Origin of the sequence: Microbacterium oxydans, assembly GCF_000956525.1 — a bacterium.
GTDB classification, from domain to species: Bacteria; Actinomycetota; Actinomycetes; order Actinomycetales; family Microbacteriaceae; genus Microbacterium; species Microbacterium oxydans_A.
In genome coordinates this window covers 724,621-740,031 of sequence record NZ_JYIW01000026.1, presented here as the reverse complement: position 1 = coordinate 740,031, position 15,411 = coordinate 724,621, and the positions used below count along the sequence as shown (strand labels likewise).

Annotated in this window: 16 protein-coding genes and 1 pseudogene; 12 read left to right on the top strand and 5 right to left on the bottom strand. The window is 67.7% G+C overall.

Annotated elements, in window-relative coordinates; translation table 11 throughout:
• Positions 1-4: 4 nt before the first annotated feature.
• A complete protein-coding gene (locus RS83_RS16230) occupies positions 5-724 on the top strand; it encodes a nucleotidyltransferase domain-containing protein (protein ID WP_045280497.1) in 720 nt (239 codons plus the stop codon).
• Between the two features lie 32 nt (positions 725-756).
• Here the strand turns inward: RS83_RS16230 and RS83_RS16225 are convergent.
• Positions 757-1,999 (bottom strand): annotated as a pseudogene (locus tag RS83_RS16225) (UDP-glucose dehydrogenase family protein).
• Positions 2,000-2,364: 365 nt separating this feature from the next.
• On the opposite strand from RS83_RS16225, the gene RS83_RS16220 reads away from it, so the two are divergent.
• The 5 genes from RS83_RS16220 to RS83_RS16200 all read left to right on the top strand — a co-directional run bounded on the left by RS83_RS16220 (position 2,365) and on the right by RS83_RS16200 (position 7,793).
• Positions 2,365-4,641, top strand: a complete 2,277-nt coding sequence (locus RS83_RS16220; RefSeq protein WP_045280496.1) for a polyribonucleotide nucleotidyltransferase — start codon at positions 2,365-2,367, stop codon at positions 4,639-4,641.
• 217 nt (positions 4,642-4,858) lie between these two features.
• The gene (locus RS83_RS16215) at positions 4,859-5,887 is read left to right on the top strand and encodes an aldo/keto reductase (protein WP_045280495.1); all 1,029 of its coding nucleotides are present in this window, start codon (positions 4,859-4,861) and stop codon (positions 5,885-5,887) included.
• A 69-nt stretch (positions 5,888-5,956) separates the two neighbouring features.
• On the top strand, positions 5,957-6,559 hold the full coding sequence (locus RS83_RS16210) for a histidine phosphatase family protein (protein WP_045280494.1): 603 nt from the start codon (positions 5,957-5,959) through the stop codon (positions 6,557-6,559).
• A 59-nt stretch (positions 6,560-6,618) separates the two neighbouring features.
• Positions 6,619-7,359, top strand: a complete 741-nt coding sequence (dapB, locus tag RS83_RS16205; protein WP_045280493.1) for a 4-hydroxy-tetrahydrodipicolinate reductase — start codon at positions 6,619-6,621, stop codon at positions 7,357-7,359.
• Entirely contained in the window at positions 7,356-7,793 is a 438-nt protein-coding gene (locus RS83_RS16200; RefSeq protein ID WP_045280492.1) for a hypothetical protein, read from the top strand. The genes dapB and RS83_RS16200 overlap by 4 nt, the downstream gene beginning before the upstream one ends.
• A 60-nt stretch (positions 7,794-7,853) precedes the next feature.
• On the opposite strand, the gene RS83_RS16195 is transcribed toward RS83_RS16200, so the two are convergent.
• From RS83_RS16195 to RS83_RS16185, 3 genes are all read right to left on the bottom strand, one after another.
• Positions 7,854-8,279, bottom strand: a complete 426-nt coding sequence (locus RS83_RS16195; RefSeq protein ID WP_045280491.1) for an OsmC family peroxiredoxin — start codon at positions 8,277-8,279, stop codon at positions 7,854-7,856.
• Between the two features lie 84 nt (positions 8,280-8,363).
• Positions 8,364-8,942: a DUF4395 domain-containing protein gene (locus RS83_RS16190; protein ID WP_045280490.1), complete on the bottom strand. Its 579-nt coding sequence runs from the start codon at positions 8,940-8,942 to the stop codon at positions 8,364-8,366.
• 22 nt (positions 8,943-8,964) lie between these two features.
• Positions 8,965-9,378, bottom strand: a complete 414-nt coding sequence (locus tag RS83_RS16185; protein WP_045280489.1) for a thioredoxin family protein — start codon at positions 9,376-9,378, stop codon at positions 8,965-8,967.
• A 117-nt stretch (positions 9,379-9,495) separates the two neighbouring features.
• Here RS83_RS16185 and RS83_RS16180 point away from each other — a divergent pair, with 117 nt between their 5' ends.
• Genes RS83_RS16180 through RS83_RS16170 form a run of 3 tightly spaced genes read left to right on the top strand, consistent with a single transcriptional unit; the run spans position 9,496 to position 11,560 of the window.
• Positions 9,496-10,305, top strand: a complete 810-nt coding sequence (locus tag RS83_RS16180) for a thymidylate synthase (protein WP_045280910.1) — start codon at positions 9,496-9,498, stop codon at positions 10,303-10,305.
• Entirely contained in the window at positions 10,302-10,799 is a 498-nt protein-coding gene (locus RS83_RS16175; RefSeq protein ID WP_269429894.1) for a dihydrofolate reductase, read from the top strand. The genes RS83_RS16180 and RS83_RS16175 overlap by 4 nt, the downstream gene beginning before the upstream one ends.
• On the top strand, positions 10,799-11,560 hold the full coding sequence (locus RS83_RS16170) for an SDR family NAD(P)-dependent oxidoreductase (RefSeq protein WP_045280487.1): 762 nt from the start codon (positions 10,799-10,801) through the stop codon (positions 11,558-11,560). Before RS83_RS16175 ends, RS83_RS16170 begins: the two co-directional genes overlap by 1 nt.
• A 47-nt stretch (positions 11,561-11,607) precedes the next feature.
• Here RS83_RS16170 and RS83_RS16165 read toward each other — a convergent pair whose 3' ends face one another.
• Positions 11,608-12,156 carry an NUDIX domain-containing protein gene (locus RS83_RS16165; protein ID WP_045280486.1) on the bottom strand — a complete coding sequence of 183 codons (549 nt, stop codon included), beginning with the start codon at positions 12,154-12,156 and terminating at the stop codon, positions 11,608-11,610.
• A 45-nt stretch (positions 12,157-12,201) separates the two neighbouring features.
• Here RS83_RS16165 and RS83_RS16160 point away from each other — a divergent pair, with 45 nt between their 5' ends.
• Genes RS83_RS16160 through RS83_RS16150 form a run of 3 tightly spaced genes read left to right on the top strand, consistent with a single transcriptional unit; the run spans position 12,202 to position 15,373 of the window.
• Positions 12,202-12,636, top strand: a complete 435-nt coding sequence (locus tag RS83_RS16160) for an EF-Tu/IF-2/RF-3 family GTPase (RefSeq protein ID WP_045280485.1) — start codon at positions 12,202-12,204, stop codon at positions 12,634-12,636.
• A 28-nt stretch (positions 12,637-12,664) separates the two neighbouring features.
• On the top strand, positions 12,665-13,642 hold the full coding sequence (gene dapA / locus RS83_RS16155; RefSeq protein WP_045280484.1) for a 4-hydroxy-tetrahydrodipicolinate synthase: 978 nt from the start codon (positions 12,665-12,667) through the stop codon (positions 13,640-13,642).
• 54 nt (positions 13,643-13,696) lie between these two features.
• The gene (locus RS83_RS16150) at positions 13,697-15,373 is read left to right on the top strand and encodes a ribonuclease J (protein ID WP_045280483.1); all 1,677 of its coding nucleotides are present in this window, start codon (positions 13,697-13,699) and stop codon (positions 15,371-15,373) included.
• Positions 15,374-15,411: the final 38 nt, after the last annotated feature.

Genomic DNA, 15,411 nt, shown 5'->3' with positions numbered 1-15,411 from the left:
AGGCATGCAGTACAGGCAGGTCGTCGAACGGTTCATCGAAGCGCACTTCCCGGCTGCGGCCATCGCGGTCGTGGCCGGAAGCACGGCTCGAGGCAATCGCACGCGCACGAGCGACATCGACCTGCTCCTCATCGGCGCCGACGTGTTCACGGGCAGCCGGTTCGGCGAGGGCCCACTCGGTGAGGATCGCCAGGCACTCGCCGGCGGGTTCGAGTTCGAGGACGAGTTCTTCGAGGTGTTCGCGTACACGCCGCAGGGATACGAGGAGTGGGCCGGTCGGGGCCTCGCGCAGTTCCGGCCGGTGATCGTGCACATGCTCGTGGAAGGTGTCGAGGTCAGGGGAGGAGACGCCCTCGCAGCGCTTCGGATGCAGTGGGCTCGCGCGCTCTCCGCTGGACCGGCCGTCGATCCGCACGAGCTGGATCTGCGCCGCTACGTCATCACGGACCAGCTCGACGACCTGCGCGACTCACGGGACCCGCTGGAGCGGCAGGTCGTGGCAGGACTGCTCTTCGAGCGGATCGCCGAACTGATGCTGCTCACCGAGCGTCGGTGGATCGGCGCCGGCAAGTACCTTCCGCGCAGACTGCGCGAGCTGAGCGTGGACCGCGCTGAGGCGCTGGCGCAGCCCTTGCTCGACCGCGACTTCGAGGCGTTCGCGACGCGGGTCGAACAGGAGCTCGACCGCGCGGGCGGACGGGTGCAGTCAGGCTTCGTGCGCTGAGCCTCGGAGCACGTGCCCGCGTCAGGCGACGCTCAGCGGCGCCCCATGCCGCGGTAGTCCCACCCGGCAGCGCGCCATGCCACCGCGTCGAGGCAGTTGCGCCCGTCGATGATGATCTGCCGCCGCACCAGACCCGCGGCGTGCACCGGCGACATCTCTCGTCGGTACTCGTCCCACTCGGTCACCACGACCACGGCATCCGCATCCTGCAGCGCCTCGTCACGGTCCTGCGCGTAGCCGAGCTGCGGATGCATCGCACGGGCGTTGTCGATCGCGGCGGGGTCCGTCACGACGACATCGGCGCCGAGTCCGCGCAGCCGAACAGCGACCTCGAGTGCGGGGGAGTCGCGGATGTCGTCGCTGAACGGCTTGAACGCGGCGCCGAGCACCGCGATCCGGCGTCCGAACACCATCCCGCCGAGTGCGTCGATGACCAGCTGCACCGCACGATCCCTGCGGCGGAGGTTGATCTTGTCGACCTCGCGGAGGAACCCGACCGCCTCGCCTCTGCCGAGTTCCTCGGCCCGAGCCGCGAACGCCCTGATGTCCTTCGGCAGGCATCCGCCGCCGAAGCCGATGCCGGAGCCGAGGTATCGGCGGCCGATCCGGGTGTCGTGGCCGAGCGCGTCGGCGAGGAGTGCGACGTCGGCGCCAGACGCCTCGGCGATCTCCGCCATCGCGTTGATGAACGAGATCTTCGTGGCGAGGAACGCGTTCGCGGCGCCCTTCACCAGCTCAGCCGTCGCGAGGTCGGTCACCAGATACGGGGTCCCGCCGGCGATCGCGGGTGCGTACACCTCTGCCAGCACGTCGGCGGCGCTGTCCCCGTCCGGCCCCGCGGGAACACCGACGACGAGGCGATCGGGTGTGAGCGTGTCGTGCACCGCCCAGCCTAGCCGTTCCCACGGGCACGGTCGACTTCCCGGCGACGACGTCGCCGTCACCGAGGTGGGGGAGCAGCTCCTGGATCGCCGCATCGACGAAGCGGAGGTCGGCGGCGTGGCCGTCGGCGACCTGCGGCGTTCCGACCGCCACGAAGTGCACACGAGCGCCACGGGCATCCGCCATGCTGCTGCTGAACCTCAGGCGACCTGAGGCGAGCCCCTGTTGCAGGAGCTCCGCGAGCTGCGGCTCGAAGAACGGCGCTGTGCCGTTCGAGAGCGCGGCGACCTTCCGCTCATCGACGTCGATCCCGATCACGTCGTGTCCGATCGAGGCCATGGCTGCGGCGTGCACGGCACCGAGGTACCCGCATCCGATCACTGACATGCGCATCGCCACAGCACACCGGATGCTCCCCACGTGCCGTCGACGTCCGCGTGAACAGCGGATGACCGGGTGGTGACGGAATCGCGCGGGCATCGGGAACACCGGAATTCCGGCCCACGCTGGTAGTGTGGACGAGGTTGCGTTCTGTCAACCGAACCAATTTCATATCGACTCATGGAGCGATCGGCGGAGAGCTGGTCCCCTGTGGTGGGTTCCTCGGCGAGCGACGTCGGGTGGCTTTCTACTGGTGGCCAGCGCAGGTGAGATTCGCGGGAATGCCCGCGCGCCCGTATCCGGCCGTATCCGTTCCTTCATGAATGCGCTCGCGCGTCACACGGATTCGCGAGTCTAAACAAAGAAGGAGAGACCTCTTGGAAGGTCCTGAAATCACCGCCACCGAGGCCGTTCTCGACAACGGCCGCTTCGGCACCCGCACCATCCGCTTCGAGACCGGCCGCCTCGCGCAGCAGGCTCAGGGCGCAGTCGCCGCGTACCTCGACGGCGAGACCATGCTCCTCTCGGCCACCAGCGCAGGCAAGCACCCGCGCGAGGGCTTCGACTTCTTCCCGCTGACGGTCGACGTCGAGGAGCGCTCCTACGCTGCAGGCAAGATCCCGGGCTCGTTCTTCCGTCGTGAGGGTCGTCCCTCGACCGAGGCGATCCTCGTCTGCCGTCTGATCGACCGCCCGCTGCGTCCGTCGTTCGTCGACGGTCTGCGCAACGAGGTCCAGATCGTCATCACGGTCCTCTCGATCGCTCCTGGCGAGTTCTACGACGCGCTCGCGATCAACGCGGCATCCGCGTCGACCCAGATCTCGGGTCTGCCGTTCTCGGGTCCCGTCGCCGGTGTGCGCCTCGCGTTCATCGCAGGCCAGGGCGAGCACGCCGACCAGTGGGTCGCGTTCCCGACCGCGGAGCAGGTCTCCGAGGCCGTGTTCGACCTGATCGTCGCCGGTCGTGTCGTCACGAAGTCCGATGGCACCGAAGACGTCGCGATCATGATGGTCGAGGCTGAGGCCACCGAGCACAGCTGGAACCTGATCAAGGCCGGCGCGACCAAGCCCGATGAGGCCGTCGTCGCACAGGGCCTCGAGGCCTCGAAGCCGTTCATCGCGCAGCTCGTGAAGGCTCAGGCCGAGCTCGCAGCGACGGCATCGAAGGAGCCGGGTGTCTACCCGGTCTTCCCGCCGTACTCCAGCGAGGTCTACGACTTCGTGGCCGAGCGCTCCTACGACGACCTGGTGAACGTCTACCAGATCGCCGACAAGCAGGAGCGTCAGGGTAAGGACGACGAGGTCAAGGACCGCGTCAAGGCGCAGCTCATCGAAGCGGTCGAGGCAGGCAACCTGCCCGCTGGCGCCCCGCTCGAGTTCTCCGCGGCGTACAAGTCCGTCACGAAGACGATCGTCCGCGGTCGCATCCTCACGGAGAGCGTGCGCATGGACGGCCGTGGGCTGGCTGACATCCGTCCGCTCGACGCAGAGGTGCAGGTCATCCCGCGCGTGCACGGCTCCGCGATCTTCCAGCGCGGCGAGACCCAGATCATGGGTATCACCACGCTGAACATGCTGAAGATGGAGCAGCAGATCGACTCGCTGTCGCCCACGACCAGCAAGCGCTACATGCACCACTACAACTTCCCGCCCTACTCGACCGGTGAGACCGGCCGTGTCGGTTCGCCGAAGCGTCGCGAGATCGGGCACGGCTTCCTCGCCGAGCGCGCACTCGTGCCGGTGCTGCCGAGCCGCGAGGAGTTCCCCTACGCGATCCGTCAGGTCTCCGAGGCGCTGAGCTCCAACGGCTCGACCTCGATGGGTTCCGTCTGCGCCTCGACCCTGTCGCTGCTGAACGCGGGTGTGCCGCTGCGCGCAGCCGTCGCCGGTATCGCCATGGGTCTGGTCTCCGACCAGGTCGACGGTGAGACCCGGTACGCCGCGCTCACCGACATCCTGGGTGCAGAGGACGCACTCGGCGACATGGACTTCAAGGTCGCCGGTACCAGCGAGTTCGTCACGGCGATCCAGCTCGACACGAAGCTCGACGGCATCCCGTCGTCGGTGCTCGCCGGTGCGCTGACGCAGGCCCGCGACGCTCGTCTGACGATCCTCAACGTCCTGAACTCCGCGATCGACGCTCCTGACGAGATGGCGCCGACCGCGCCTCGCGTCATCAGCGTGCAGATCCCGGTCGACAAGATCGGCGAGCTGATCGGCCCGAAGGGCAAGACGATCAACGCGATCCAGGACGAGACCGGCGCGCAGATCTCCATCGAGGAGGACGGCACCGTCTACATCGGCGCGACCGACGGTCCTTCGGCCGAGGCCGCCCGTGCCCAGGTCAACGCGATCGCCAACCCGACCAACCCCGAGGTCGGCGAGCAGTTCCTCGGCACCGTCGTGAAGATCGCCACCTTCGGTGCGTTCGTCTCGCTGCTGCCCGGCAAGGACGGCCTGCTGCACGTCACCGAGGTGCGCAAGCTCGCCGGTGGCAAGCGCGTCGAGAACGTCGATGACGTCCTCTCGGTCGGCCAGAAGATCCTCGTGAAGATCACGAAGATCGACGACCGCGGCAAGCTGTCGCTCGAGCCCGTCATCGACGAGGCTCCTGCAGCAGACGCTGCGCCGGCTGAGGAGTCCGCAGCCGAGTAATCGGACAGCGCTCGATCAGAGCCCGGGTGTCTCCGTCTGGAGGCGCCCGGGCTCTGTCGTGCCCTGTGTGATCAAACCGTTATCGGAAGTTTTCGCGCCGTTCCCCGGATTGGTCAGCGCGTTCGCTGATCTCGCTTACCCTCGAAGTACGCACCGGGGGGTGCATCAAGAGCAGGTACGCAGATCGGATCACACCGATCGACGCGGGGGTGAGAGTATGCGGTTGTTCGGCGTAGGCGCAGGAGCGCCGCAGGACGGCGCCCAGACGGAGGCGGCCGAGCACCCTTCCGCGCCCATCCCGATCGTCGGTCCGGGGATAGGAGAATCGATCCGCGTCCCGCTGGGCGAGACCGGACTCGAGACCTTCCCGCTCATGCTGGGTGCTGCGGAGTTCGGCTGGAACGTCGACCTCGAGACCAGCCACGGCATCCTCGACCGTTACGTCGAGTTCGGCGGCAATGCCGTGCACACGGCTGACGGCTTCTCCGGCGGTCGCAGCGAGCACATCATCGGCCAGTGGCTGCGATCCCGCGGGCTCCGCGACCGGTCGCTGCTGAGCGTGCGCATCGGCTCGCACGCCGACAACCCGGGACTCGGCTCCGTGAACCTCGTCCGTGCGGTGGAGGGCTCTCTCACCAGGCTCGGCGTGGAGCGCATCGACGTGCTCCACCTCGACGCGACGCTCGACCGCACCACGAACCTCGAGGACACGCTTGCGACCGTGGAGTGGCTGACGGATGCCGGCAAGATCGGTGCGCTCGGCGCATTCGGCTTCGCACCGGAACGCCTCGTCGAGGCACGGATCCTCGCCTCGGCGGGCTACCCGCGCATCCAGGTGATCGACGCCCCGTACAACCTGCTCCGTCGTCAGCCCTTCGAGGGTGATCTTCGGCTCGTCGCCGGCGCGCAGAACCTCGCGGTCACGCCGTCGCATGCACTCGAGCACGGTTTCCTCTCCGGGCGCCATCGCCGCAAGGCGCTGACATCGCCGGGCGTGCGAGGGGAGCAGCTGCGCGGTCACCTGAACCGACGTGGCACCAAGATCCTGCGAGCGCTCGATCAGGTCGCGGAAGAGCTGTCGGTCCCGGTCGCCGCCGTCTCGATCGCGTGGCTGCTCGCGCAGCGCACGATCGCAGCACCGATCGTGAACACGTTCGCCACCGAGCACGTGGACGAGCTGATGCAGGGCGCCGGCGTGCTGCTGTCGCGTGCGCAGCTCGCCGAGCTGACCCGTGCAGGCAACTGACCGACGTCGCACCCGTGGCATAGGGTGGAAGAGAAGTCCGGCAGATGCTGGCTATGAAGCGAGCAGGTTGTGACGCACTACATCTATCTGGTCAGACACGGTGAACATCAGGACGCAGAGCACGGTCTCGCCGACGGTCCACTCTCTCCTCGGGGGCAGCGACAGGCCGAGCTGATCGCCGACCGTCTCTCGGGGCTCCCGCTCGATGCCGTCTGGCATTCGCCGCTGCTGCGGGCCAACGAGACCGCTCGTGCGATCGCCGGCCGCCTGCCGTCGGTCGACCCCGAGCCCACCGCCCTGCTGTTCGACTGCATCCCGACAGGGATGACGGAAGACACGCCAGCCGCGTTCGAGCCGTTCTTCGGCTCGGTGACGGAGGCCGAGATCGAGGCCGGCGGCGCGCAGATGTACGACGCCGTGAACGAATTCCTGGTGCGCAAGAACGGCGACGTGCACGAGGTGCTCATCACCCACAACTTCGTGATCGCCTGGTTCGTGCGTGAGGTGCTCGGTGCGCCCGAGTGGCGATGGATGACGCTCAATCAGGCGCATTGCGGCCTGACGGTGATCGCGCAGAAGCAGGGCCGCCCGTGGACGCTGCTGACCCACAACGACACCGGACACCTGCCCGTCGAGCTGCGCACCGGTATCCCCGACGTGATGCCCGTCTGATCCAGCGAGCTCCGCGCGCCCCCGGCGGGCGCACATGCTCCGCTCAATAGACTGGACGCATGACAACGCAGGTCGCACTCGTCGGCGGAACCGGGAAGCTCGGCTCGATCATCCACGCGGTGATCGACGAGCTCGAGGGGTTCGAGGTGAGCCGTGTGCTGACCTCGAGCAGTGATCTCTCAGAGCTCGCCGGCGCAGATCTCGTCGTCGACGCATCCACACCGCAGGTGAGCATCGACGTGGTGCGCACGGCCGTCGAGCGCGGCCTGAACGTGCTCGTCGCGACCTCAGGCTGGTCCGCTGAGCGGATCGCCCTCGTGCGGCCGCTGGTCGACGCGGCCGGCACCGGCGTCGTCTTCATCCCGAACTTCTCGCTCGGTTCCGTCCTCGGTTCGGCGTTGGCCGCCGCGGCCGCACCGTTCTTCGGATCGGCCGAGATCATCGAGGCCCACCGCGAGACCAAGATCGACTCGCCGAGCGGCACTGCCGTGCGCACGGCCGAGCTGCTCGCAGCCGCCCGCGCCGAGCAGGGTCCTGTGAGCGCTCCGCACGCCGATCAGCGCGCACGTGGTCAGCAGGTCGGCAGCGTGCCGATCCACTCGCTGCGTCGCCCCGGGGTCGTCGCCAAGCAGGAGGTCATCCTCTCGGGGCCGGGCGAGTCGCTGACGTTCACACACGACACGATCGAACCAGCGCTGGCCTATGCGCCGGGGATCCGCCTTGCCGTCCCGTTCGCCGCGCAGGCGAGCGGCGTCGTCGTGGGGCTCGAGAACATGATCGACATCGGCATCCGTTCATGATCCCTCGGATCGGCGTCGGCATCATGGCGCTCTGTCTTGCGCTGTACATCGTCGTCGTCGGTCAGCGAGCGGTCCTGATGCTCACCACCGGGGAACCGATCGCGATCGCGATCGGTGTGGCGCTCCTGGTCATGCCGTTGATCGGCGCCTGGGCCCTCATCAGAGAGATGCAGTTCGGATTCGCGGCAGACAGGCTAGGAAAGGCACTGGATGCCGAGGGCGGCATGCCGGCGGCGGAGACCGACCTGACGCCGAGCGGGCGTCTCGCCCGTGAGGACGCCGATCCGATGGTCGCCCGCTACAGCGCGGAGGCGGATGCGGCTCCGGATGACTGGCGTGCGCGATTCCGGCTCGGTGTCGTGCAGGACGCCGCCGGACGTCGAAAGGACGCCAGGGCGAGCATCCGCGAGGCGATCCGCCTCTCCCGCTCCTGACGTCCCAGTGACGAAGCCGTGAGGTCGCTCAGGCGACACCGCGGCTCAGGCGATCACGCTTCAGGCGAGCGTTGCCTCGAGCGTGATCTCGATACCTGCGAGTGCCTGCGAGACGGGGCAACCGGTCTTCGCCTCGTTCGCGATCTGCTGGAACGCCTCGGGGGAGAGGCCGGGAACGACGGCGTTGACGTTCAGGTGGCTGCCGCTGATCCCGACGCCCGGCTTGAAGGTCACGGATGCGCTGGTGTTCACCCGCTCCGGCGGGGTGCCGTTCTCGCTCAGCGCGTGTGAGAGCGCCATGCTGAAGCACGACGCGTGTGCCGCCGCGATGAGCTCCTCGGGGGTCGTCGTGGTGTCACTGCCCTCGCTGCGTGCCTTCCAGTTGATGGGGAAGGTGCCGAGGTTCGACGACGAGAACGCGACGGTGCCCGAGCCCTCCGCGAGGGATCCGGTCCAGGTGGTGGTCGCTTCGCTGGTGACGGGCATGATTCCTCCGGTTCTCGCGCGCGCTCGGTATGCGGTGCGCGTTCCGGCAAGCCTAGCGACCGCACCCGTCGACGGGTACCGTCCTCAGGCGGTCGACGTCGCGCGTCCGAGGATTCCCGCTCGTTGCAGGGCGAGGTAGATCTGGCAGCCGAGGCAGAACGCGAACGCGGCGTTCAGGAACGCGGCGATGAAGGCGGCCGCCGTCGCGATCGGCAGTGCCCACGGCACGCCGGCCAGATGCAGGACGATCCCGATCGTGACGACGACGAGCCCCACACCCTGAGCGAAGCGGGGAGGACGAGGGTCCTCGAGTTCGGTCGGGGGAGCGAGACGCGGACGGATGATGCTGCGGAACACGACGCCCCACGGTGCCGTCCTCGGTGAGATGACGCTCCAGAGGAACAGGAGCGCGATCACGGCGGTCAGGAGGAAGCCTGGATCGAGTGCACGCTGTCCGATCGTCGCGGCAGTGATCGACCAGCCGCCACCCGGCACGAAGGCGGAGTCCGCGAGCGGCTGATACGCGAACCACCCGAAGGACGCGGCACCGGACTGCGTCGAGATCCCGACCAGGGCCAGGAAGGTCGCGACGAACAACAGCACCGTCGTGATGGTGGCCGCGAACCGGGGTCCTCGCGGGTCGATGCCTGCTGGAGTGCTCATGGTGTGCTCCTGTCTGCGCGCCTCAGACGGCGGCGAGGGCCTCGGTCAGGGCGTCACGCTGCGGGACGCCGTGGAACCGTGCGCGGACCGCGCCGGTGTGATCGACGACGAACGTGGTCGGTGTCTGCAGCACGCGATACCGCGTCGAGAGGTCGGGCCGGTGGGTGAGGTCCACCTCGACGTGCTGCACCCCGTCGTGGTGCTCGGTGTAGCCGTGCAGCATCCGCCGCACCTGCGGGCACCGTGTGCACATCTCGGTGCTGAACTGCACGAGCGTCGCACGGCTGCCGAGGCTGCCAGCCTCGACATCCTGCGGATCGAACCGAAGCGCACCGGCATCCCGCCGTCGCCCGTCGCGTCGGCGCAGCACCACGCCGATCAGCGCGGCGAGCACGAGGAGTGCTGTCGCGATCGCCAGAGCGAGCAGAGGTGACATGCGTCGAGAGTACGCGCCGCAGACGCGCCGAGGGTCGATGTTTCATCGCATGACGACGTGCATCGCGCCGTCGCGCCGACAGCCCCTTCGCGTGCAGGGGAAGGTATCGTGGCTGTCATGAGCGCAGCCGTCCAGACGCCGTACGAAGACCTCCTCCGCGACGTGCTGGAGACCGGCACCCACAAGTCCGATCGCACTGGAACCGGCACGACGAGTGTCTTCGGCAGGCAGATCCGATTCGACCTCGCCGCAGGCTTCCCGCTCGTCACGACGAAGCGCGTGCATTTCAAGTCGATCGCCTACGAACTGCTCTGGTTCCTCCGTGGTGATTCGAACGTGCGCTGGCTGCAGGAGAACGGCGTGACGATCTGGGACGAGTGGGCAGACGCATCCGGCGATCTCGGCCCTGTCTACGGGGTGCAGTGGCGCTCGTGGCCGACGCCTGACGGCGAGAGCATCGACCAGCTGTCCGACGTCATCGAGCAGATCCGACAGACGCCGGACTCCCGACGCCTGATCGTGTCGGCCTGGAACCCTGCGGACATCCCCGACATGGCACTCGCGCCGTGCCATGCGCTGTTCCAGTTCTACGTCGCCGATGGCAAGCTCTCATGCCAGCTCTACCAGCGCAGCGCCGACCTCTTCCTCGGCGTCCCGTTCAACATCGCCTCCTACGCGCTGCTGACCCTCATGGTCGCGCAGCAGGTGGGGCTCGAACCCGGCGACTTCGTCTGGACCGGTGGCGACTGCCACATCTACGACAACCACGTCGACCAGGTGCGCGAACAGCTCACGCGCGACGCCTATCCGGCTCCGTCGCTGCGCTTCGCGCGCACGCCCGAGTCCATTCTCGACTACCGCTTCGACGACTTCGTGATCGAGGACTACCAGCACCACCCGGCGATCCGCGCGGCGGTGGCGGTATGAGCACGGCCCCTGATGGAACCATGATGGTCGGCCTGATCTGGGCCGAGGCGAACGGTGGCGTCATCGGAGCCGAAGGCGGGATGCCGTGGCATGTCCCTGAGGACCTCGCCCACTTCAAGGAGGTCACGCTCGGCTCGCCGGTCGTGATGGGGCGGAAGACCTGGGATTCGCTACCCGAACGGTTCCGTCCGCTCGCCGGTCGCGAGAACATCGTGATCACCCGCCAACAGGATTGGTCGGCTGCAGGCGCACGACGCGCTGCGACGGTCGCCGAGGCCGTTCGCGGGCTCGACCGGGTCTGGATCATCGGCGGCGCGGAGATCTTCCGTCAGGTCATCGGCGATGCCGACCGGCTCGAGGTCACGGAGCTCGACCTCGAGGTCGACGGTGATGCGTATGCGCCGTCGAAGGTGGGCTGGCGTCTGATCGATGAGGGGGAGTGGCAGACTTCGCGTTCAGGCGTGCGATACCGCTTCCTCGGATACGAGCGCTGATGCCCACCGCACTCATCACCGGAGCGAGCGCCGGACTCGGCGCAGAATTCGCACGCCAGCTCGCACGCCGTCGGGCCGACCTGATCCTCGTCGCACGGTCGGCGGATGCGCTCGAAGCATTGGCCGCCGAGTTGCGCAGCGCGCATGGCGTCGCGGTCGAGGTCCTCACGGCTGACCTCGCCGAGGAAGCCGGCGCCGAACTCGTGGCTGCCCGTCTCAGGGACGGTGCAGACCCGATCGACCTGCTGGTCAACAACGCCGGCTTCGGACTGCCGCTGCAGTTCGCCGACAACGACATCGACGACGAGGTCCGCCACCTGCGCGTGCACGTCGAGGCGTCGATGCGGCTGATGCATGCCGCGCTGCAGACGATGCGAGGACGCGGCGGGCGGATCATCAACGTCGCCTCGGTCGCCGGGTTCATCTCTCGATCCACGTACTCAGCCTGCAAGTCCTGGCTGATCGGCTTCAGCCGCTGGGCCAACGTCGAGTATGCCCGCGACGGTGTCAGCGTCACCGCGCTCTGCCCGGGGTTCACGCACACCAGCTTCCACGAGCGCATGGGCCTCGCGGTCGGCGACGAGGGCGTGCCGACCCTCATGTGGCTGAACGCGGCAGACGTCGTTCGAGCCGGTCTCCGTGACGCCGCGCTGGGGAGAGCCGTGTCGGTGCCGTCGCTCCGTTACAAGGCGCTCGTCGCGCTCACCAAGGTGCTCCCGAGCTCGCTGACGGCCGGCGTCGCTCGCCGCGGTCGCGTCTGAGCAGGCGGTCCTCGAGGTGCCGGTCGTTCGGTCGCAGTCGAACAGCCTCAGCTGAACCTGGCGAGCCCGATCCCGGCGTAGGCGATCGCCGCGATGGTCTCGCCGTCCGTGATCTCGCCGTCAGCGATCATCCTGAGCACCTCGGCGAACGGCACCCATGCCACTGCCGTGATGCCCTCCTCGGCCTGTGAGTCGGCTGCGTCGCCATTCGACGACGCTCGCCGCAGTCCGCGCGCGAGGAACACATGTTCCGTCGCGTCGGCGATCCCGTTCAGCGCGTGCATGGTGCCGATCTCGGTCCAGTCGGATGCTTCGAACCCCGTCTCCTCGAGGAGTTCGCGCCGGGCAGCCACGACCGGCTCCTCACCGTCGCTGCCGCCGGCCGGCACCTCGACGGAGAGGCCGGTCGTGTAGCGGTCGAGTGTGACCATACACACGCGATCGTCTGCGTCCATCGCGACCACGAACACCGCTGGATGCCTCATCGTCACGACCCCGTAGATCCCGTCGCCGCTCGGCCCGGTCACCTGATCCTCGCGGACGTGGATCCAGGCGTTGGAGTACTTCGTCTCGGATCCGTGCGTCACCCAGCTCATGGGACGAGCCTAGACACCGCGCGACGGATCCCTAGGATCGATCCCATGGGCTGGTTCGGGAAGAAGCGCGATCCGCAGGACGCGAACGAGGTGCTCCGCAGGTACAACGAAGCGGAAGCCGCGCGTCTGGACGGCGTCAGACAGGGGAGCGGTTCAGCTGCATCGTCGAGCACGGCTGCCGCGCCGGTCACCGTCACGGCGTCGGCGTCGACTGCGGAGTTCGAGGTCGAGGACGTCTTCACGATCACCGGGCGCGGGCAGGTCGCGACGGGGCACGTCATCCGAGGTGTGATCCGCGTCGGCGACCGCGTCGCGGTCGTGCGGTCAGGATCGTCGGTCGCCGAGACGGCGATCACAGGGATCGAGATGTTCCGCGCGCATGCGACCGAGGTCACGACCGGTGCCATGGCGGGACTGCTGCTGCAGGACAAGGTCGACATCACCCGGGGTGACGTCATCCGTGCTGCCGCGTCCGCGTGAGCGGCATCCGAGGCGATACGCTGGGTGCATGACGCACTCGGGCAACCCATTCGGACAGGTTCTCGTCGCGCTCGTCACTCCGATGACGGCCGACGGTGAAGTCGATTGGCCCGCCGTCGAGAAGCACATCGATGACGTGATCACCGCAGGAGCGGACGGCATCGTCGTGACGGGAACGACCGGCGAGACCTCAACCCTGACCGACCCCGAGAAGCTCAAGCTGGTCGAGGTCGGCAAGTCCGTCTCAGCGGGGCGAGCCAAGATCATCACGGGTGGTGGCTCGAACGAGACCGCCCATGCGATCGAGCTCTACAAGGCCAGCGAGAAGGCCGGCGCCGACGGCATCATGATCGTCACGCCCTACTACAACAAGCCGACGCAGGCCGGCATCCTCACGCACTTCCGTCTCGTCGCCGATGCGACCGATCTTCCCGTGATCCTGTACGACATCCCGGGCCGCACCGGTGTGCCGATCAAGTACGAGACGATCCTGCGCCTCGCGAAGCACCCGAACATCCTCGCGGTGAAGGACGCCAAGGGCGACTTCTCCGAGGTGAGCCGCGTGCTCAACCAGACCGATCTGATGTACTTCTCCGGTGACGACGCGAACGTGCTGCCGCATCTCGCGATCGGTGCGACCGGACTCATCGGCGTCACCGCGAATGTCGCCGCAGCGCCGTACCGCACGATCATCGACGCCGTGAACGCCGGCGACCTGGCGACGGCGACCGCCGAGCACAAGCGCCTCGAGCCGCTCGTGCGTGCCGTGATGACGCATGTGCCCGGCACGGTCGCCGCGAAGTACATCCTGCACGGCCTCGGCCGTATCTCGAGCCCCCGCGTGCGCCTGCCGCTCGTCGGTCCCGAAGAGTGGGAAGCCGCGCTCATCGAGGACGAGCTCGATCTCGTCGCCGGTGTCGCCGGTGCCGATTTCTCGAACTTCCGCCCCGACCGCAATGCGGCCGCGGGTGGCGCCCTGCCAAAGGTGCACGGTACGACGCGCTGAGCGCGCGTCACGAAGAACGAACGGACGCGAACGGCGTCCGACTGAGGAGACACCATGTCCATCCCCATCGCAGATCCCGTCGCGCTCGAAGAAGGGACCCTGCGCGTCACGCCGCTCGGCGGTCTCGGTGAGATCGGTCGCAACATGACCATCTTCGAGTACGACGGCAAGATCCTGATCGTCGACTGCGGCGTGCTCTTCCCTGAGGAGCACCAGCCGGGTGTCGACCTGATCCTGCCCGATTTCGAACCCCTTCGTGGGCGCCTCGACGACATCGTCGGCGTGGTGCTGACGCACGGACACGAAGACCACATCGGCGCGGTGCCCTACCTGCTGCGCCTGAAGAGCGACATTCCGCTGATCGGGTCCGGCCTCACGCTGGCCCTGGTCGAGGCGAAGCTCAAAGAGCACCGGATCAAGGCGTTCACCCTCACGGTCAAGGAAGGCCAGGAGGAGCGGGTCGGACCCTTCGACCTGGAGTTCGTCGCGGTGAACCACTCGATCCCCGATGCTCTCGCCGTGGCGATCCGCACGCCGGCCGGCATGGTGCTCGCGACCGGTGATTTCAAGATGGACCAGCTGCCGCTCGACGGCCGCATCACCGATCTGCGCGCATTCGCTCGTCTCGGCGAGGAGGGCGTCGACCTGTTCCTGGTCGATTCGACCAACGCCGACGTTCCCGGCTTCACGCCGACGGAGCGCTCGATCGGGCCGGTTCTCGACCAGGTCATCGCCAAGGCACCTCGCCGCGTCATCGTCGCGAGCTTCTCGAGTCATGTGCATCGCGTGCAGCAGGTCATCGACGCGGCCTACGCGAACGGGCGACGAGTGGCCTTCCTCGGCCGCAGCATGGTCCGCAACATGACCATCGCCGAGCAGCTCGGCTACCTCAAGGTTCCGGACGGCGTCCTGATCGACTACAAGAAGGCACGCGACCTTCACGACGATCAGATCGTCTACATGTCCACCGGGTCGCAGGGCGAGCCGATGGCGGTGCTCAGCCGCATGGTGAACATGGATCACGCGATCGAGGTCGGCGAGGGCGACACCGTCATCCTCGCGTCCAGCCTGATCCCCGGCAACGAGAACGCGGTGTACCGCATCATCGACGGGCTCACCAAGCTCGGCGCCAACGTCGTCCACAAGGCGAACGCGAAGGTGCACGTCTCCGGGCACGCTGCGGCCGGTGAGCTCATCTACTGCTACAACATCCTGAAGCCCAAGAACGTCCTCCCCGTGCACGGCGAGTACCGCCACCTGATCGCCAACGCGAAACTGGCGCAGGACACCGGGATTCCCGCCGAGCGGACCATCATCGCCTCGAACGGCACCGTGATCGACCTCAAGGACGGCGACGCACGCGTCGTCGGGCAGCTCGATCTCGGGTTCGTGTACGTCGACGGCTCCACGGTCGGCGAGATCACGGACGCGGACCTCAAGGATCGCCGCATCCTCGCGGAGGAGGGCTTCATCTCCGTGATCGTGGTGGTGGATGCCGCGACCGGCCGCATCATCTCCGGGCCGGAGATCCATGCACGAGGCGTCGCTGAGGACGACTCGGTCTTCGACGATGTCACTCCGAAGATCGTGGCGGCACTCAAGGAGGCCGCGGGGAACGGTGTCCGCGACACGCATTCGCTCTCGCAGGTCGTCCGTCGGACGATCGGCCGCTGGGTCAACCAGCGACTGCGTCGCCGTCCGATGATCGTGCCGCTCGTCATCGAGGCCTGATCGCTCCGCGCCGGTCGGTCAGTCTTTCACGGCTGACC

Bases quoted from the DNA above. Each gene is read 5' to 3' on its own strand.
- RS83_RS16230 (WP_045280497.1), top strand. From the start codon at position 5: ATGCAGTACAGGCAGGTCGTCGAACGGTTCATCGAAGCGCACTTCCCG.
- RS83_RS16165 (WP_045280486.1), bottom strand. From the start codon at position 12,156: ATGAGCTGGGTGACGCACGGATCCGAGACGAAGTACTCCAACGCCTGG.
- RS83_RS16195 (WP_045280491.1), bottom strand. From the start codon at position 8,279: ATGCCCGTCACCAGCGAAGCGACCACCACCTGGACCGGATCCCTCGCG.
- RS83_RS16200 (WP_045280492.1), top strand. From the start codon at position 7,356: ATGATCCCTCGGATCGGCGTCGGCATCATGGCGCTCTGTCTTGCGCTG.
- dapA (WP_045280484.1), top strand. From the start codon at position 12,665: ATGACGCACTCGGGCAACCCATTCGGACAGGTTCTCGTCGCGCTCGTC.
- RS83_RS16150 (WP_045280483.1), top strand. From the start codon at position 13,697: ATGTCCATCCCCATCGCAGATCCCGTCGCGCTCGAAGAAGGGACCCTG.
- RS83_RS16190 (WP_045280490.1), bottom strand. From the start codon at position 8,942: ATGAGCACTCCAGCAGGCATCGACCCGCGAGGACCCCGGTTCGCGGCC.
- dapB (WP_045280493.1), top strand. From the start codon at position 6,619: ATGACAACGCAGGTCGCACTCGTCGGCGGAACCGGGAAGCTCGGCTCG.
- RS83_RS16185 (WP_045280489.1), bottom strand. From the start codon at position 9,378: ATGTCACCTCTGCTCGCTCTGGCGATCGCGACAGCACTCCTCGTGCTC.
- RS83_RS16175 (WP_269429894.1), top strand. From the start codon at position 10,302: ATGAGCACGGCCCCTGATGGAACCATGATGGTCGGCCTGATCTGGGCC.
- RS83_RS16170 (WP_045280487.1), top strand. From the start codon at position 10,799: ATGCCCACCGCACTCATCACCGGAGCGAGCGCCGGACTCGGCGCAGAA.
- RS83_RS16215 (WP_045280495.1), top strand. From the start codon at position 4,859: ATGCGGTTGTTCGGCGTAGGCGCAGGAGCGCCGCAGGACGGCGCCCAG.
- RS83_RS16160 (WP_045280485.1), top strand. From the start codon at position 12,202: ATGGGCTGGTTCGGGAAGAAGCGCGATCCGCAGGACGCGAACGAGGTG.
- RS83_RS16180 (WP_045280910.1), top strand. From the start codon at position 9,496: ATGAGCGCAGCCGTCCAGACGCCGTACGAAGACCTCCTCCGCGACGTG.